19 protein-coding genes and 1 tRNA gene are annotated in these 16,483 nt (G+C 61.0%); 2 read left to right on the top strand and 18 right to left on the bottom strand.

Annotated features, from left to right (window positions below; all coding sequences use genetic code 11):
- The first annotated feature begins 67 nt into the window (after window positions 1-67).
- Window positions 68-1,135, top strand: a complete 1,068-nt coding sequence (gene cyoE / locus KTJ78_RS09055) for a heme o synthase (protein ID WP_217134783.1) — start codon at window positions 68-70, stop codon at window positions 1,133-1,135.
- A 52-nt stretch (window positions 1,136-1,187) separates the two neighbouring features.
- Here the strand turns inward: cyoE and KTJ78_RS09050 are convergent, their stop codons facing one another.
- The 5 genes from KTJ78_RS09050 to KTJ78_RS09030 all read right to left on the bottom strand — a co-directional run bounded on the left by KTJ78_RS09050 (window position 1,188) and on the right by KTJ78_RS09030 (window position 5,075).
- Window positions 1,188-1,823 carry an ABC transporter ATP-binding protein gene (locus tag KTJ78_RS09050; RefSeq protein WP_217134781.1) on the bottom strand — a complete coding sequence of 212 codons (636 nt, stop codon included), beginning with the start codon at window positions 1,821-1,823 and terminating at the stop codon, window positions 1,188-1,190.
- Between the two features lie 26 nt (window positions 1,824-1,849).
- Complete coding sequence (locus KTJ78_RS09045) at window positions 1,850-3,349, bottom strand: hypothetical protein (RefSeq protein ID WP_217134780.1); 1,500 nt, start codon at window positions 3,347-3,349, stop codon at window positions 1,850-1,852.
- A gap of 47 nt (window positions 3,350-3,396) precedes the next feature.
- A complete protein-coding gene (locus tag KTJ78_RS09040; protein WP_217134778.1) occupies window positions 3,397-4,224 on the bottom strand; it encodes a hypothetical protein in 828 nt (275 codons plus the stop codon).
- Between the two features lie 160 nt (window positions 4,225-4,384).
- Window positions 4,385-4,465: transfer RNA gene (locus KTJ78_RS09035), tRNA-Leu, on the bottom strand.
- Between the two features lie 88 nt (window positions 4,466-4,553).
- Window positions 4,554-5,075, bottom strand: a complete 522-nt coding sequence (locus KTJ78_RS09030; protein WP_217134776.1) for a thioesterase family protein — start codon at window positions 5,073-5,075, stop codon at window positions 4,554-4,556.
- A 136-nt stretch (window positions 5,076-5,211) separates the two neighbouring features.
- On the opposite strand from KTJ78_RS09030, the gene KTJ78_RS09025 reads away from it, so the two are divergent.
- Window positions 5,212-5,844, top strand: coding sequence for a LysE family translocator (locus tag KTJ78_RS09025; protein WP_217134774.1), 633 nt, complete (start codon window positions 5,212-5,214; stop codon window positions 5,842-5,844).
- Here KTJ78_RS09025 and KTJ78_RS09020 read toward each other — a convergent pair.
- The 13 genes from KTJ78_RS09020 to KTJ78_RS08960 form a co-directional block, all read right to left on the bottom strand.
- Window positions 5,833-6,423: a non-canonical purine NTP pyrophosphatase gene (locus tag KTJ78_RS09020; protein WP_217134772.1), complete on the bottom strand. Its 591-nt coding sequence runs from the start codon at window positions 6,421-6,423 to the stop codon at window positions 5,833-5,835. The two genes, KTJ78_RS09025 and KTJ78_RS09020, sit on opposite strands and share 12 nt — an antisense overlap.
- Entirely contained in the window at window positions 6,420-7,157 is a 738-nt protein-coding gene (rph, locus tag KTJ78_RS09015) for a ribonuclease PH (RefSeq protein WP_217134770.1), read from the bottom strand. The genes KTJ78_RS09020 and rph overlap by 4 nt, the downstream gene beginning before the upstream one ends.
- A 4-nt stretch (window positions 7,158-7,161) precedes the next feature.
- Window positions 7,162-8,040 carry a glutamate racemase gene (gene murI, locus KTJ78_RS09010; RefSeq protein WP_217134768.1) on the bottom strand — a complete coding sequence of 293 codons (879 nt, stop codon included), beginning with the start codon at window positions 8,038-8,040 and terminating at the stop codon, window positions 7,162-7,164.
- A 5-nt stretch (window positions 8,041-8,045) separates the two neighbouring features.
- Window positions 8,046-8,729 (bottom strand): ribonuclease HII, encoded by a 684-nt coding sequence (gene rnhB, locus KTJ78_RS09005; protein ID WP_217134766.1) that lies wholly within the window; start codon window positions 8,727-8,729, stop codon window positions 8,046-8,048.
- A gap of 2 nt (window positions 8,730-8,731) precedes the next feature.
- Window positions 8,732-9,511, bottom strand: coding sequence for a signal peptidase I (gene lepB / locus KTJ78_RS09000; RefSeq protein WP_217134764.1), 780 nt, complete (start codon window positions 9,509-9,511; stop codon window positions 8,732-8,734).
- Between the two features lie 151 nt (window positions 9,512-9,662).
- On the bottom strand, window positions 9,663-10,010 hold the full coding sequence (gene rplS, locus KTJ78_RS08995; protein ID WP_217134762.1) for a 50S ribosomal protein L19: 348 nt from the start codon (window positions 10,008-10,010) through the stop codon (window positions 9,663-9,665).
- A gap of 158 nt (window positions 10,011-10,168) precedes the next feature.
- Window positions 10,169-10,861: a tRNA (guanosine(37)-N1)-methyltransferase TrmD gene (trmD, locus tag KTJ78_RS08990; protein ID WP_217134761.1), complete on the bottom strand. Its 693-nt coding sequence runs from the start codon at window positions 10,859-10,861 to the stop codon at window positions 10,169-10,171.
- Window positions 10,858-11,469 carry a ribosome maturation factor RimM gene (rimM, locus tag KTJ78_RS08985; RefSeq protein ID WP_217134759.1) on the bottom strand — a complete coding sequence of 204 codons (612 nt, stop codon included), beginning with the start codon at window positions 11,467-11,469 and terminating at the stop codon, window positions 10,858-10,860. The genes trmD and rimM overlap by 4 nt, the downstream gene beginning before the upstream one ends.
- Window positions 11,462-11,701: an RNA-binding protein gene (locus KTJ78_RS08980; protein WP_369808047.1), complete on the bottom strand. Its 240-nt coding sequence runs from the start codon at window positions 11,699-11,701 to the stop codon at window positions 11,462-11,464. Before KTJ78_RS08980 ends, rimM begins: the two co-directional genes overlap by 8 nt.
- Before the next feature lie 26 nt (window positions 11,702-11,727).
- Entirely contained in the window at window positions 11,728-12,174 is a 447-nt protein-coding gene (gene rpsP, locus KTJ78_RS08975; RefSeq protein WP_217134754.1) for a 30S ribosomal protein S16, read from the bottom strand.
- Between the two features lie 386 nt (window positions 12,175-12,560).
- A complete protein-coding gene (locus tag KTJ78_RS08970) occupies window positions 12,561-13,856 on the bottom strand; it encodes an alpha/beta fold hydrolase (RefSeq protein ID WP_217134752.1) in 1,296 nt (431 codons plus the stop codon).
- Window positions 13,857-13,909: 53 nt separating this feature from the next.
- The gene (ffh, locus tag KTJ78_RS08965; protein WP_217134750.1) at window positions 13,910-15,493 is read right to left on the bottom strand and encodes a signal recognition particle protein; all 1,584 of its coding nucleotides are present in this window, start codon (window positions 15,491-15,493) and stop codon (window positions 13,910-13,912) included.
- Window positions 15,494-15,594: 101 nt separating this feature from the next.
- On the bottom strand, window positions 15,595-16,443 hold the full coding sequence (locus tag KTJ78_RS08960) for a 3-hydroxyacyl-CoA dehydrogenase (protein ID WP_217134747.1): 849 nt from the start codon (window positions 16,441-16,443) through the stop codon (window positions 15,595-15,597).
- Window positions 16,444-16,483: the final 40 nt, after the last annotated feature.

The raw sequence follows: 16,483 nt of genomic DNA, 5'->3' as shown, positions 1-16,483 counted from the left end.
ACACGCCGCACCCAACAGCGGCATCCCAAGTCACAGGTCGCACTGGCTTGAGAAAGGTCAGATCCGCATGCCCGCTAGCGGGTTCTCAGAAGATAACCAACCGCTTTCGAACGTTCCTACAACTGCCAGGAACGATCGTGAAGCCGCTGCAAGAGAGAGTGTTGCGGCTCCAGAATTTTCGGAGCTCGCAGACGCAGCGGTCTTCTCTGAACGCAGTCGCGGTACCGACGCAAAAATCGCGTCACGGGCCGACGGCGATACGTTCAGAGCCACGTTTGCCAGATATTACTCGCTGACGAAGCCGGGAGTGCTCTACGGCAATGTGCTCACCGCGGCTGCCGGTTTCTTGCTCGCCTCGGGTGTTGCCCGTGAATTTGATACCCCCCTCTTTCTTGCGACGATCTTCGGGACGACACTCGTGATCGCTTCGGCCTGCGTGCTGAACAACGTGCTCGACCGCGACATCGATGACCGCATGGAACGCACCAAGAAGCGCGCAACCGTTTCAGGCAGCATCAGTGTGCGCAACGCTGTGATCTTTTCGATCGCGCTCTTCGTCGTCGGCAATGCCATGCTCGTCGCCTGGACCAACTGGCTCGTAGTGGTTACGGGGCTCGCCGGTTTCTTCACCTACGTTGTGCTCTATGGCATGCTCTCAAAGCGCATGAGCGTGCACGGCACTCTCGTCGGCAGCATCTCGGGAGCAGCCCCGATTTTCGCGGGGTACGTTGCGGTCACGGGCAGCATAGACGCGGCCGCGGTGCTCGTCTTTCTCGCAATTTTCTTTTGGCAGATGCCCGAGTTCTACTCGATTGCGGTATACCGCCGCGACGAGTATGCACGCGCCGGAGTGCCCGTCATCACGGTCGTCCATGGCGTACCTGCGGCAAAGGTGCAGATTCTCGTCTACACCGTTGCTTACGTCGCCTCATCGATCGCACTCACCCCGCTCGGGTACACCGGCTGGGTATACGCGGCGGTCATGGGGGTGCTCGGTATCTGGTGGCTCGTCATCGGCGTACAGGGGTTCAGGGCCGAAGACGACAACGCTTGGGCTCGGCGCATGTTCCGTTTCTCACTCATCATCATCATGGCTTACAGCCTCATGATCTCGATCGGGCCACTGCTGCCGTAGCGCTACCCTGCGCTTGAAATCACGAGAAAAGCGCCCGCCCGGTTATGCCGGGCTATGCGGCGACGAGTGTTTCGTTCTCGATCGGGTATCGCTTCTTCGCAAGCTCTTCAACATCTTGCGCGTTGTGGCTCGTGAAAACAATGGTGACTCCCTGCTCGTTCAAAGCGCGAAGCATCGCTTTCACGTTCGCAACAGCGTCAGCATCAAGCGCGTTGAAGGGTTCATCGAGAATGAGCACTTTGGGGCTCTCCATGAACGCCTGTGCCAGGGCAAGTTTTTGCTTCATGCCCAGTGAGTACTGACGTACGCGCTGCTTGAGCGCAGGATCAAGCCCTAGCGACTCGAGCGTCGCCCGAATCTCGTCGTCACCAATGACCCCGCGAATAGCCGCGAGTTCGCGAAGGTTGTCGATTCCCGTTCGCGACGGGAGGTAGCCCGGGCGGTCAATGAGAATTCCAAACGATTCAGGAAAGCTTCTCCCGCGAGACATGAATCGAGGGTCAATCGTGACCGTTCCCGTGTCAGGGCTCAGGAACCGGCACATGAGGCGAAAGAGCACTGATTTGCCAGAACCGTTCGGCCCCGAAAATGAGACAAAATCGCCCTCATTGACCTCAAGGTTGACATTTCGGTAGAGCGGGCGGCCCTGATAGGCCTTCGACACAGCGTCGAGTGTAATGATCGGCATATTGCTCCTCGGTAGAAGTGTATGGGTCAGGAATACATGAGATGGTCGGCATGGCGTGGTGCCGCTCGAATCAGCGCAGCGGCGCCAAGAGAAACAGCCACCACGAGCGTGACAACGACCGCCATGCTGTGAGCTGTGCCACCTGGAACACCGGGGTCAATCGCGTATGGAGAGATGATGTTCAAGTCAGCAAATGCCCCCGTTGGCGCAAATAATCCCGACACGAGCACAGCTCCAACGATCGTAAGCCAGCTTGTTGCGCTTGGGAACGGTGACCAGGTGAGCAGCGCCACGATCGCTGTCAGGCAGAACGTAGAGGCCAGCAGACCGCTCAGACTCCCCCACAATGATGCGTCACCGAGCGACGTGAGCAAAGGTTGTCCACGCGATACCTCTGCAGACAGCAGCATGACGCCGACCCCTCCCACAAGCACAAACGTATATGCTCCCTCGCGAAAGAGGGATTGCCCCAGCAAGCGTCGATAACTCCCTACCCGGAGTGCACGGTAGAGCCTGAACGCGTCGTCATCGTTGACCAGCCTGGCAAGAAAAGCAGTGGCAAAGCCCACTGCGATCAACACCGGAACGGTGGCGGTGAGAATGTCGCCGTACGGGCCCGCAAAAAAGCCACGGGTGATCGCGCTCGTTTCGTTGCTCTCAGTTTTCGAGCTCAGCAGAACCCCGAGCGCGGCAATAAGCCACAGTGAGGCGAGTGAGCCCCAGCGAGAACTCCAGACATCTCTCACCCGAATACGCCGAGGTGACCGCCAGGTTATCCAGGAAGCAGCGAGCAGACACACGAGCCACCAGAGGATGGCGATACGTGTTGCTCCAGGGGTCGTGCGCGCCCAGGCAAACGTCATGAGCGCCGCGGTGTCGATGAACGGAGAAACAGCAACCGAAAAGCTGCACCACATCGTCCAGAGAGTAAAGGCACCATAACCCAAGAGCGCAGCCATTGAGTAGCCCTTCACCGAAATGGCTATGGCAAGCGACCCGGTTGAGAGCATTCCGAGGCCGGCAAACACCGCTACCAAGAGCATCGCTGGCAGCGGCCCACCGAAGGCGTCAACGAAAGCCCGGCTCTCATAGGCGCTCATCAGCTCAGGCCCGCTTGCTTCCCCGGCCCACGAACTCCAGACCGGCTGCAGGCTATAGCCCAGACCCAGGAGCACACCAACGCTCACAAGACTGAGCTGAGTGACGCCGCCAAAGAGCTTGCCGGTCATGACTCCCAAATGCCCGAGCAATGCCCTCGTCTGCGTGCCGTAGCGAATGAGTCGTTGTTCACGAAGCGGGTCGCGAAGAACAGGGACAAGCATGAGGTACCACCAGATGATCCCAACGAGAGCGATACTTTTTGCTTCGCTGAGGGTAGCCAGCAGCAGGTCCCAACCGTTCGCCCCCTTAGACGGCGGCAGAAACCCTGTCTCAAACATGAGAAACATCGTGAGAAGGGCCGTTGAGCCCACCGTAACCGGCGAGCAGAACGCTTCACGAAACCCCCGAAAGAACCCGAGGGTCATGAGAATCGTGGGTTCGTGCGAGCGGTCGCAATCAGAGCCGTGGCAACTCAAACGCTCATGACCCCGAGCACGGCCACTGAAAAGACCGCCGATGACAGGTCAAAGGAGGCAAGCCCTTCGGGGTATATCGATGACAAGAGAAACGAAAAAGCCGGCAGACCAAGAACTTGCAGAACGAAAGACTGCAAGAGATAGACCACGAGCGGCGTGGCAAGAGCAAGAACGCTGTTGTGAATCAGGACGGCAGACACGAACATGAGCACCCCGAAAAGCACCGCCTGCAAGCCGCTCCACACCCCGCAGACCACCATAAAGGCTACTGGCCCGAACGCTAGTGCCCGTGTGAGTGGCGCTATCGCTTCGACTTCGGCAGCTGCCTCCTGCGCCGATTCGAGGTTGAACGCAATATAGCTCGTGCTCTCGGGCCAGAGTGCGGGTGCCACATACAACCCTACAATCACGTTCACGAGCGCGAGAGCGGCAAATACGAGAAACAGTGTGATACTGGTGCGCGCTACTGTACCGCTCAGGTATGCGCGAATGTCTGCCCGCGTGCGTGTTGAGGCGATGTATCGCTCCCTGAGCTCACCGACCAACTCGGGACCGGCAATCACAGCGACGGCGACAGGAAAGAGAAGGCGGATCGGGCTTCCCATAAGCTCGCTCACCAGCTGGGCCTCAGACCGGTAGACGCTGTGAGAAACTTCTGAGAGCCCCGTGCTGAGATTGATGGTCGCGAGCAGTACAAACACGATGAGCGGGATCCACCACGTGAATGGGCGTCGAACGCTGAGGTTGGTACGGAGCTGGGGCACGAGGCTGTCATCGCCTTTCACGATCGAGAGGAGCAGCACTCGAATGAAGAGATCGTTCACCGGTCAGCTACCCACCTGGCTGTTTGATCGTATTGCGATTGCACAAGCCCCGTCTATCCCTCATTTGAGTGAAGGGAGCGCCTAACGCTGGTTCGGTATGCCAGAAAAGCATGACCCCCGGCCTCAGCTTTCAGCCGGGGTCGGGGGTCATTGCACTCGGTACGCGAGGGGGGACTTGAACCCCCACGTCAAAGACACTGGAACCTAAATCCAGCGCGTCTACCAATTCCGCCACTCGCGCTCGCTCGCTTCATTGCGCGAACCAGACAAGTCTAGCGTGCCTGGACCATGTTGCACCACGCACCACGTGTGGCGCGCCGAAGAACCGCTTAGCGAAGCGAACGCGTGCTCGCAGCCCACTCCGAGAGCCACTCAGGCACCTCTGGCATGGCCGCAAGGTCGCTCCCGAGGAATGCTCGCAGCTCATCGTCATTCACCTTGCCTCCGCTCTTTTTGAGAAAGCGGGCACGCAGGTGCACCTGGGCGCACACGTGTTCACGCGTGCGAAAGGTGTGCTCGATATAGACGCCGTGCTCATCGAAGCCGAGCATTCGCGAGGTGAGCTGAAACTTTTGAAAGGGGTTGAGCGAGCGACGGTAGCTCACCATTTGACCTGCGACGACCGGGTACCAGCCAGCCGCCGTGAGCCGCTTCCAGTACCCGGAGCGCAGCATGAGGTCCATGCGCCCCAGATCGCAGAGCGTGAGGTAGCGACCATTGTTCATGTGGCCCAGCAGGTCGAGGTCGTTGGGCATGACACGAAACGTCTTCGTTCCCGTGCTCCACACCCCAAGCTTCGAGCGACGCCACTGCCCCAAATACAGCATCAGCAGACGAAAATACAGGTTCATGCCTGCGATGGTAACCGGCTACCCACGCAATCTGAAATGATAGTGGGGTGCCTTGCAAACCACCCTTCTTAAGCCCCACCGTCATTGACGAAAGTCACGAAACACGAGTGACTCGCCTCGCCGTCGGGGGCGCCGCGTGACCGCCGCAAGCTGGGGCGCGCTGCTCATCGCGTGGCTCGCCGCGATTGCGATGCCCGGGCCCGACACCTTCCTGCTCCTCAAGCTCGGCATTCGTGACCGCCGCCCCGCAGTGCTCGCGGCTCTCGGCATCATGACCGGCAACCTTGTGTGGGCAACCGCATCGGTGCTCGGCATGAGCGCGCTCATTCGCACCTTCCCGGTGCTTCTACCAACGTTGCAGGTCGCCGGCTCCTGCGTGCTCATCTGGCTCGGCGTCAAGAGCCTTCGCGGTGGCATCGCTCAGCTGCGTGAACGCGGCGAGACCCCAGATGTCAAAGTGACAAACCGCCCGTTTCTGCTCGGCTTTGTGACGAACATCGCCAACCCCAAGGCGCTCATCTTCTTCACCGCACTGCTCAGCCAGTTTCTACCAGCCCACACCGACTGGCTCACGAGCGCGACCATCATCGCGGTCATGGTGTCAACCGGCGTCGCCTGGTTCGTCGCCGTGGCCCTCGCCTCGTCGTCGCAGGCCTTTCGTGCCTGGTTTGGCCGCGTTGCACCGTGGTTCGACGTTGTCGCGGGCGCCGTGTTCATTCTCGTGGCGCTCACGATTCTGGCAGAGGTGCTGCTCGCCCTACTCGGCTAGCCGGTTGAGGTCGGCAACGAGCGCCGTGAAGGCGCGCGTGCGGTGCGACTCGGCATCTTTCTCGGCGGGCGTGAGTTCTGCCGCCGAGCGGTCGAAACCGTCGGGCTGAAACAGCGGATCGTAGCCGAAGCCGTTTGCTCCCCTTGGCTGCTCAAGAATCGTGCCTCGCCACTCACCCATGCGGGTCACCTCGTCGCCGCTAGGCAGAACGAGCGCGGCAGCACACATAAATGCGCCACCGCGGTGCGGGTGCGCGACGTCGCTCAGCTGCCACTTGAGCAGCTCGAGGTTTGCGAGATCGTCGCGAGCCGGGCCGCCCCAGCGAGCCGAGAAGATGCCCGGCGATCCGCCGAGAATATCAACGGCGATGCCCGAGTCGTCGGCAATGGCCGGCAGGCCGGTGTGAGCCGCCGCTGCTCGGGCCTTGATGAGAGCGTTTTCGGCGAAGCTCGTACCGTCTTCAACTGGCTCCGGGCCGTCGTAGCCCACGAGTTCAATCGCGGGCACCTTCGGGCCGATGATGCGCCTGAGCTCTTCGAGCTTCTTGCGGTTGTGCGAGGCGAGAACGACGCGAATCACGAGAGCTTCTCCATGAGCGTCTTGGCCTGCACGCCCGTGAGTGTTTTTGCTCCGCCCACGGCAAGGTCGAGCAGCGCGTCAAGCTCGTCGCGCTTAAACGGTGCGCCCTCGGCGGTTCCTTGCACCTCAACGAAGTCGCCGCTGCCGGTCACGACAACGTTCATGTCGGTCTCGGCGCGCACGTCTTCGACGTAAGGAAGGTCGAGCATGGGGGTTCCGTCGATGATGCCGACCGAGACGGCCGCAACGCTGTCGGTGAGCACCTCGGCCTTTTGCGAGATGAAGCCATTCTTGCGGCCCCACTCAACCGCGTCGACGAGAGCGACGTAGGCTCCCGTGATGGCTGCCGTGCGGGTTCCGCCGTCGGCCTGCAGCACGTCGCAATCGATGACGATGGTGTTCTCGCCCAGCTTCTTCGTGTCGATGATGGCACGAAGCGAGCGGCCGATGAGGCGCGAGATCTCGTGCGTGCGGCCACCAATCTTGCCGCGAACCGACTCGCGATCCATGCGCTCGTTCGTTGAGCGAGGCAGCATCGAGTACTCGGCGGTGACCCAGCCGGTGCCCTTACCCTTCAGCCAGCGCGGCACGCCGTTCGTGAACGAAGCGGTGCACAGCACCTTCGTGTTGCCGAACGAGATGAGGGCGCTGCCCTCGGCCTGGGCGCTCCAGCCTCGCTCGATCGTGATCTCGCGCAGCTCGTCGGGGCTGCGACCGTCGGCACGTTTGGTCATGGTGTTACTCCTTTTCGAGCGGCAGAGCCTCGAGCGCGGGGGTGGCACTTGGGGCTGTCAGTTGCTTCGTGTGTTGTCTCATGATGTTCGGAATGCTCACACCGAGCATTCGGTTGGCAAGCTCTCGCTGCACCGCCGACTCTGACCCGGTACCCTCGAAACTCACGACGGGATCGTGGTCGCTCTCGGGTGCGTTGAGGTGCAGGTCGCTCAGTACTTCGTAGACCTGGTTAGCGGTTTCGATGTCGCTCGAGACGAGCGTGACGCGGGGGCCCACCACCTGACGAATTGCTCCGCGCAAAAACGGGTAGTGGGTGCAGCCCAGCACGAGCGTGTCGATGTCTTCGCCGATGAGTGGCGCGAGGTACTCAGTTGCGACCTGCACGACCTCTTCGCCAGAGGTCTTTCCCGCCTCAACGAGTTCGACAAAACGCGGGCACGCGACTGAGCTCAACGTCACATCGGGGCGCACGGTAAAGAGATCGTCGTACACGCGCGAGGTAATCGTTCCTTCGGTGCCGATGAGCCCCACCATGCCGGTCTTGGTGATCGCGAGCGCGCTACGCACCGTCGGGGCGATAACCTCGACAACGGGCACGTCGTAGCGCTCGTAGGCGTCGCGCAGCACCGCTGCTGAGGCGGTGTTGCAGGCGATCACGAGCATCTTCACGCCTCGGGCTACCAGGTCGTCAAGCACCCTCAGGGCGAGCTCACGAACCTCGGCAATGGGCCGCGGGCCGTACGGGGTGTGAGCCGTGTCGGCAACGTAAATGAGTGACTCGTGCGGCAACAGGTCGCGAATAGCTCGCGCCACCGTCAGGCCGCCGACCCCAGAATCGAACACCCCAATGGGCGCCGAGGCGTTAAGCGTTTCGTTGAGCACGGTCTTTAGTGTACCGCGCGCTCGATGGTCGCCGGGTTGATCCAGCTTGCCCGGTGCTGCGAGGTAAGGCCGTGCTGCCTGATGCCGTCGTAGTGCGCTGCGGCGCCATAGCCCTTGTTTTTGTTCCACGCGTAGTGCGGCAGCGACTCGTGTGCCGCAAGCATAAGACGATCACGCTCGACCTTAGCTCTCAGCGAAGCCGCAGCGACGCTCGCGTGTTGCCGGTCAGCGCCAACGCGAGTCACCACGTGCAGCGGTTGCAGGAGAGCTTCAGAGAGCCAGTCGTGCGAGCCGTCGACCACGATGAGGCACTTGCGCACATCGATGCCCTGCTCGTGCACCGAGAGTAACGCATCACGGCCCGCCCTACCGAGCATCGCGGTGATGCCGTGCTCGTCGATATCACCCGGCTGACCGTAGCCAACAGCCCCGATGCCCCATTCGAGCACCGTTGGAAAGATCCACTCCCGCCTCGCCTCGCTCAGCAGTTTCGAGTCGCGTAGCCCCTCGGGAAACGAGGTCGTGCCGCGCTGAACGACGTGCGCGCCGACCGAGACAGGCCCGGCGATTGCGCCTCGCCCTGCTTCGTCGAGGCCGATCACGCCAAGGTAATCGGGGTAGCGCTCAAGCTGCTCGTGCTCAAACACGAGCGTCGGGTCTTTCGCGGGGTCAGGTGCAAGCGCCCGCACCCCTACTGCTCCTTGGGCTTTTCGTCGTCTTCGTTGCGCTGAGCATCATCGCCGCTTTCTTGCGGCTCCCCGTCGCTCTGTTGCGCATCGTCGAGCCCGGCAAACACGTCAGAGTAGCTATCGAGCAACCCGAAGCGGTTGAGCGGCCAGTTGAGCAGGAAGGCCCGCCCGACGATCTCGTCTTCACTCACGAAGCCCTTGCCCGGCTGGTCTTGGTTGTACCGCGAATCTTTCGAGGCATACCGGTTGTCGCCCATCACCCAGACCGACCCCTCGGGCACCGTGACGTCAAAATCAATCTCAGAGACACGCGTTGCCCCCTCGGGCATGACCACGTACGGCTCGCGAATCGGCACACCGTTAATCATCATGAGGCCGTTCATATCGCAGCACTCGACGTGGTCGCCGCCAACACCAATCACGCGCTTCACGACGTACTCGTCAGTGACCTCAGCGGCGAGGCCGATCTGCTGCAATACTTTCTGAAAACCGTTCGCCTCTGGCATCGCCTGTGGGTAGACCCACCCGCCCGGGTCGCGAAACACGACGATGTCGCCCCGGTCAACCTTTTGCACGTTCGGCACGAGCTGGTTCACCAGAATGCGGTCATTGACCTGCAGAGTCTCTTTCATCGAGCCAGAGGGAATGTAGAAGGCGCGAACCAAGAACGTCTTGAGCGCGTATGAGGCGACGAAGGCGATAATGACGATGACGAGAAGATCTCGAAAGAACCTGAACACCTTCGCGGTGCCAGAGATCGTTTCTTCTGCGCGCTGTGCCATTCTTGCCTCGTCTTTCTCTGTACCCACCCGAGCTTACTCGCCGCCCGGTCTCGGTTTGCTCTGAATATTCTCGGGTTGGCCAGCCCGCATACGTTTGAGACAAACAAAATGGGCCCCGAGAAAATCCCGGAGCCCATTCATGCTGTAGCGCTTAGTTTTCGCGCTTCTCTTTGATCTTCGCCTTCTTACCGGTGAGACCGCGGAGGTAGTAGAGCTTCGCACGACGCACGTCACCACGGCTCACAACCTCGATCTTGTCGATCGCGGGTGAGTGAACGGGGAACGTACGCTCGACGCCTACCTGAAAGCTGATCTTGCGAACGGTGAAGGTCTCGCGAACGCCATCGCCCTGACGGCCGATAACGAGGCCCTGGAAGACCTGCACACGTGAACGGTTACCCTCGACAATGTTGACGTGCACCTTGACGGTGTCGCCAGCACGGAACTCGGGAATGTCGCTCTTCAGCGATGCTGCATCAATGAAGTCAAGCTTCTGCATCTGTATCTCTCTGCGCCCGCCGCAAGTCGAAACGCTGTGATTAAAGTGAAAAAGTATTTGGCGTCATGCGTTGTGCAAACCCTTGCGGCAGCGTGCACCATGACACAAACGCCTATTATGCCACACTCGGAGGCTCCCACGCCAGCCGACGCGGCAGTCTATTCGTCGTCGCTCAGCAGGTCGGGCCGCACACGCTTCGTGCGCTCAATTTGCTGCTCGTGACGCCATGCAGCCACCTTCGCGTGGTCACCGCTCAAGAGCACTGGCGGAATCTCGCGCCCCCGCCACTCGGCAGGCGCCGTATAGCTCGGGTACTCAAGCAGACCGCTCTCGTGCGACTCTTCGACGAGACTCTCGGGGTTTCCCACGACGCCCGGGATGAGCCTGGCGATCGCCTCAATCATCGCGATCGAGGCCACCTCTCCCCCGTTGAGCACGTAGTCGCCGATGCTCACGAGACGAACCCGTGCACGCTCTCCATACTCATCGAAGACACGCTGATCGATGCCCTCATATCGGCCGCAGCCAAAAATAAGGTGGTCTTCGCGTGCGAGCTCTCGAGCCATCGCCTGCGTAAACACGTCGCCCGCTGGCGACGGGAAAATGATGAGCGGATCATCGCTCTTTTCGATGAGCGGGTCAAGCGTGAGCGCCCACGGCTCTGCCTGCATCACCATGCCTGCACCACCGCCGGCCGGCTTACCATCGACCGTGTGGTGGCGGTCGGTCGTCACGTCACGAAGATTGTGAGCTTCAAAGGTAATGATGCCGCGCTCGCTCGCTTTGCCGAGCAAGGAGATGCCGAGCACGTCAAAGTATTCAGGAAAGATGCTGACCGCATCAATTCTCATGAGGTAGGCCCCTCGACATCAGCTTCTTGCTCAGGCAGCTCTTCAAAGAGCCCGAGCGGCGGCGTCACCGTCACAACGCGAGCCTCGACATCGACATCGGGAACGATTGCTTCAACGAACGGCACGAGCACCGAAGCACCCGCGGTCGTTTTCACGAGCAGCAGGTCGTGGGCAGGCATGTGCTGAACCTCACGAACCTCGCCGATGACCTCGCCATCGCGTTTGACCGCCATGCCAACGAGTTGCTGGTCGTACCAGGCGTTGTCTTCGCTACCAGCTTCAACCGCGGCCTCATCGATCCACAAAATCGCCCGCACTGCGCCCTCGACCGCGGTGCGGTCGGGAAGCTCTGCGAAGAAGCCGACGGGCATGTCGTTGTACCAACGCAGCTCGCGCATCGTGATGGTCTTTGCGAACCAGGGAGACTCTTCGGGCACCTGCAAGTGAAACACCGCCCCCGGCACGAAACGCAGCTCTGGGTTATCGGTGAACAGTTCGAGCTTGACGCCGCCTTTGAGCCCGTGTGGCTTCGAGAGTCGACCGACACGAAGGCCCCCCGAACCCAGATCGGGTCGGGGAGCCTCTTGACGTGAACGCGGATCAGCCAACGGAATCTTCGTTATCAGTGTCAACAACGTCGATGCGCACGCGGCGATCTTGCACGAGCGCACCAACAACGGTGCGCAGTGACTGCGCGGTGCGGCCGCTTCGACCAATGACCCGGCCGAGATCTTCGGGGTTCACACGAACCTCGAGAATGTCGCCACGAGCGGTCTCACGGGTGCTGATCTTGACATCTGCAGGGTGATCAACGATTCCCTGAATCAGGTGCTCAAGCACCGCATCGGTCTGAACCGCCGACAAGACTACTCTGCGCTCTCTTCAGCTGCCTCAGCGGCAGGTGCTTCTTCAGCTGCGGCCTCAGCGGCAGGAGCCTCTTCAGCGGGAGCCTCGGCAGGCTTCTCAGCCTTTGGCTTGATAACCGACTTCTTCGAGGTGTCAGCGACGAACTCTTCCTTGTCGCCAGCAACCTGTACCTTCGACTCGGTGTCACCCTCGCCGGTGAACTTTGCCCAGTCGCCCGTGAGCTTGAGCAGAGCAGCTACCTGCTCGGTAGGCTGTGCGCCAACCGAGAGCCAGTACTGTGCACGCTCTGAGTCGATCTTGATGACCGAGGGGTTCTCGGTCGGGTGGTACTGACCGATCTCTTCGATCGCGCGGCCGTCACGCTTGGTGCGTGAGTCAGCGACAACAACGCGGTAGTGCGGTGCACGGATCTTGCCCATGCGCTTCAGGCGAATCTTTACAGCCATGAATTTCTCCAAAATCTTGATGTCTTGAGACAAGGCGCGGTAGTCGCGCAAGCCTCGTCAATTTTGGCACACAACAGCACCAAAAAGCAATGTATTGCGTGACCAGGGGTTTTCATGAGCACCGCCACGCGATCGTGACGCTACACGCACAGAATTCGTGGATCTGGGCCGCAGCCGGCCCGCGCCCCGAGACTAGCTCTCGCCGATCCACGCCCGCACCTTTGCCCGTGCCAGTGCTCGTGCCCGCGGCTAACTATTGCCTGATCTTAAGCCCCAAAAGCAGGTTTTGAGGCCAAAATCGCTCTAAAATCATGCAATGGTTGCTGGGCGAAGCACGTAGCGGGACACGGGCTGCGCGCAGCAACTCGGGGCGCGCATACGTCGCACTAAAAGCCGCGAGAGGCGAGGCGCATCTCGAGAGCCGTGAAAAGCCGCTCAACGACGTCGCCCATGCGCACGCCGTCATGCTCGTACTCGTTCGTCACCCAGGCGTGCAGGTTCTTGACGCGGCTTGCGGTGTCGAGCGAGAGCTGGGCGTCGACGAACATATCGTCGTAGTACACGGCGGCCTCGATGGGCACCTCGTTCTCAGCGAGGCGTTCGTGGTCGTAGAGCTCGATGGGCCAGGCCCGGCTTGCGAGCAGACGCCAGCCTTCAGCGAAGGGGTGCAACTCGGCGAACTGCTCTGCCATCCACGGGAACGTCATCTCTCCGGTAAAGCGAAGCGGTCTCGCGGCGGGGTCGAACTCAGGGTGCAGGGCGCGCTCGCGCTCGGCCGACCAGTTCGTGGGGCCAGCACCGTAGATGCTCTCTTGCAGCACCATGTAGAGCGGGTTCGAGGCGTAACCTGTCGCGATGAACACCTCGTTCACGAAGGTTTCGCTGAGCACCGTTTCGGCCTCGTCTGCGAACGCCTCGTCGAGCAACCAGTGCACGCGGTCGAAGCCGATCTCGACGCCGAAGCTCTGCCCGAGGGTCTGAAAACGCTCGACGGTGAGACGGTCACCGCCCGGCATGAGCACCTCGTCGCGCTCAAGCAGGTCGGCAATGCGGTCGACGCGGGCCTGCAGGTGCGGGAAACGGGCAAAGAACTGCTCGTTTTTGGCGAGCGTACGAGGGAAGGTTCGGCGGTACACCTCATCGGGGTCGGCATCGATACTGGGCAGCCCACCCGTGATCGCACTCGCGACGACAGCCTCTGGCGCGACCGAGAGGTAGTGCAGGGTCAAGAAGCCGCCGTAGCTCTGCCCCATGGTCCACCATGGTTTGCCACCGAAGTGTTGCTTGCGCAGCGCCTCGAAGTCTTGAATGATCGAGTCAGCCCGCATGAGCGAAAGACGCTTTGCTGCGGCCTCAGCGTCAAGCTTCGCATATTCGCTGCCTAAGGCAGGGGTCGAGCGCCCCGTGCCGCGCTGGTCTGGCAGCACAACACGAAATCGTTTGAGCGCGGCCGTGAGAAACGGATCACGGGCGAGTGGCCGAGCACCCTTGCCACCGGGCCCACCCTGAAGGTAGACAATCGTCGGAACGTCATCGAGTCCCGCCTGCAGCCTCGCGGGGTCGGCGAACTCGCGAGCAAAAATGCGAATCTGCTCACCGTCGGGCTCACTCCAATCGAGCGGAACCTCAGTCCAGATATCGCGAGCGAGCATGTCACGCCCTACCCTGTACCAGTTCGTCATGTGCGCCTCTTTCTCGCGCTCGCGCGCGCTCTACTCACATGGTGGGCACGTGGCTAGCGCTTGGTGCCCTTCAACATTTGCTGAATGTCATCAAGATCAGACTGCTTCGGCGCCTGGGCCGCCTGGCCACCGCCGAAGCTTGATCCGCTCGAGCTCACTGCACCAGTCTGCTTCTGGGTCGCCTCTTGAGCCCGCTTTGCCGGGTTACCCGAGCGCGATGCGCCCTTCTTCTTGCCCTTTTGCTGCTTCTTGCGGCCACCCATGCCCCCCATGCCGGGAACGGGCCCCATGCCTGGAATCTGTGGAACGCCGCCCTTAGCGACCGTCTTCATCATCTTCGCGGCCTGCTCGAAGCGCTGCACGAGCTGGTTCACCTCGGTCACGGTACGGCCCGATCCCTTGGCGATGCGCAGGCGGCGTGAGCCGTTGAGCAGCTTCGGGTTGTCGCGCTCGGCCTTGGTCATCGACTGGATGATGGCCTCGGTGTGCACGATTTCGCGCTCGTCGAAGTTGTCGAGCTGGTCTTTCATCTTGCCCATGCCGGGCAGCATGCCGACCATCTTCTTGAGGGAGCCGGCACCACGAAGCTGCTGCAGCTGCCCCAGGAAGTCGTCGAGTGTGAACTGATCCTTCTGGATCTTCTCGGCCATCTTGCGTGCTTCGTCTTCGTCGAAGGCATGCTGGGCCTGCTCGATGAGCGTGAGAATATCGCCGAGGTCGAGAATACGGCTCGCCATACGGTCTGGGTGAAACTGTTCGAAGTCGTCGAGGCCCTCGCCCGTTGAGGCGAAGAGGATCGGGCGACCGGTCATCTGCCTGATCGACAGCGCCGCACCACCGCGGGCATCACCGTCGAGCTTCGTGAGCACAACGCCAGTGAAGTCAACGCCCTCCTGGAAGGCGTTGGCCGTGGTCACGGCGTCTTGACCGATCATCGCGTCGATGACGAAGAGCACCTCGTCGGGGTTCGTCGCGCGGCGAATATCGCCGGCCTGCTGCATGAGCACCTCGTCGACGCCGAGGCGGCCGGCGGTATCGATGATCACGAAGTCGTGCTGCTTACGTTTGGCTTCTTCAACGCCCTCTTTGGCGACCTTGACGGGGTTGCCAACAATCTCGTCGGTCTCTACCCCGGTGTTGCCCGGGTGCGGCGCGTACACGGCAGCGCCTGCCTGTTCACCAACAACCTTGAGCTGGGTCACGGCGTTCGGGCGCTGCAGGTCACAGGCGACGAGCAGCGGCTGGTGTCCCTGCCCCTTAAGCCACTTGGCGAGCTTGCCCGCGAGCGTCGTCTTACCGGCACCCTGCAGGCCCGCAAGCATGATGATGGTTGGTGGGTTCTTCGCGAACTGCAGCCTGCGCTGCTCGCCACCGAGAATCTCGATGAGCTCTTCGTTCACGATCTGAACAACCTGCTGGGCGGGGTTCAGCGCACGGTTGACCTCGTCACTGAGCGCACGTTCGCGTACCTTCTGGGTGAAGCTCTTCACCACGTCGAGCGCGACGTCAGCCTCGAGCAGCGCGCGTCGAATCTCGCGAACGGTACCGTCAACGTCACTCGCCGAGAGCTTTCCCTTCGTGCGAAGGTTTTTAAACGTATCGGTCAGCCGCTGTGACAGGTTTCCAAAAGTAGCCATGATGGTCTCGATTCTACCCGAGGTCGGGCGCTTCGGTTGCCGCAAACGCAAACAGCCCCGGCGAGCAGTGTGCGCCGGGGCTGTTTCGTTACGGTGAGTGACTACTCGTAGGTGTAGAACCCGCGACCGGAACCCTTACCAAGGTAGCCCTTGTCGATGTAATCGCGCTTGATCATCTCAGCGAATTCGCGCATGACGGGGTTGTCGCTGTCTTTGTTCAGCATGTAGGGAGTCATCATGCCGACGACGTCATAAATCTCGAAGGGGCCGAGGGGTGACTTCGTTGCGATCTTCCACGTATTGTCGATGTCTTCGGGGGTTGCAACACCACGCACGAGCAGCTGGCCGGCAGCGCTCAAGAACGGAACGAGGAGCGAGTTGAGCACGTAGCCCGGCTGTTCCTTATGAATGCGGATCGGCACCATGCCGATCTCTTCAGCGAATACCGCGACGGCTTCGAATGCCTTGGGGTCGGTATCGGCGTGGCCCATGACCTCGCCCGTGTTGTTGATCCATACCTCGTTGGCGAAGTGCAGCGCAAGAAACTGTGCGGGGCGACCGGTGAACTTGGCGATGTCACTCGGCAAGAGAGTCGAAGAGTTGGTGCAGAAAATGGTCTTTTCGGGAGCGAGTTCGCCGACCTTCTCCCACGTCTGCTGCTTGATGTCGAGGCGCTCGGGAACGGCCTCAATTACGATGTCTGCGTCTTTGAGCGCGTCGCCCAGGTCTGATGAAGCGCGAATGCGAGCGACGGCAGCGTCGAGCTTTTCAGTGGTGGCGTCGGGAAGATCGCGGAGGTAGAGCGGCTTCAGGTATTCCCAACGCTCGGGCAGCTTCGCGAGAATCTCGTCAGAGATGTCGTAGGCCACGACGTCTTTGCCTGAATAGGCCGCCTGAAAGATAATCTGCGAGCCAAGCACGCCGGTACCAAGCACTGTGAGGTGTTGCATAGTAGGGATCCCCTTTCGAAGGTGTGCACCCTTGAATTCC

The organism is Leucobacter chinensis (assembly GCF_019049105.1).
GTDB lineage: Bacteria > Actinomycetota > Actinomycetes > Actinomycetales > Microbacteriaceae > Leucobacter_A > Leucobacter_A chinensis.
Note: the sequence above shows the minus strand (reverse complement) of the source record. Positions and strands in the feature narration are given on the sequence as shown.

What these genes read in the sequence shown, in the direction of transcription:
- rpsP (WP_217134754.1), bottom strand. Translation starts at nt 12,174, where the DNA reads ATGGCTGTAAAGATTCGCCTGAAGCGCATGGGCAAGATCCGTGCACCG.
- KTJ78_RS09030 (WP_217134776.1), bottom strand. Translation starts at nt 5,075, where the DNA reads ATGAACCTGTATTTTCGTCTGCTGATGCTGTATTTGGGGCAGTGGCGT.
- KTJ78_RS09045 (WP_217134780.1), bottom strand. Translation starts at nt 3,349, where the DNA reads ATGACCCTCGGGTTCTTTCGGGGGTTTCGTGAAGCGTTCTGCTCGCCG.
- lepB (WP_217134764.1), bottom strand. Translation starts at nt 9,511, where the DNA reads ATGGCACAGCGCGCAGAAGAAACGATCTCTGGCACCGCGAAGGTGTTC.
- rph (WP_217134770.1), bottom strand. Translation starts at nt 7,157, where the DNA reads ATGACCAAACGTGCCGACGGTCGCAGCCCCGACGAGCTGCGCGAGATC.
- rplS (WP_217134762.1), bottom strand. Translation starts at nt 10,010, where the DNA reads ATGCAGAAGCTTGACTTCATTGATGCAGCATCGCTGAAGAGCGACATT.
- KTJ78_RS08960 (WP_217134747.1), bottom strand. Translation starts at nt 16,443, where the DNA reads ATGCAACACCTCACAGTGCTTGGTACCGGCGTGCTTGGCTCGCAGATT.
- cyoE (WP_217134783.1), top strand. Translation starts at nt 68, where the DNA reads ATGCCCGCTAGCGGGTTCTCAGAAGATAACCAACCGCTTTCGAACGTT.
- ffh (WP_217134750.1), bottom strand. Translation starts at nt 15,493, where the DNA reads ATGGCTACTTTTGGAAACCTGTCACAGCGGCTGACCGATACGTTTAAA.
- trmD (WP_217134761.1), bottom strand. Translation starts at nt 10,861, where the DNA reads ATGAGAATTGATGCGGTCAGCATCTTTCCTGAATACTTTGACGTGCTC.
- KTJ78_RS09050 (WP_217134781.1), bottom strand. Translation starts at nt 1,823, where the DNA reads ATGCCGATCATTACACTCGACGCTGTGTCGAAGGCCTATCAGGGCCGC.
- KTJ78_RS08970 (WP_217134752.1), bottom strand. Translation starts at nt 13,856, where the DNA reads ATGACGAACTGGTACAGGGTAGGGCGTGACATGCTCGCTCGCGATATC.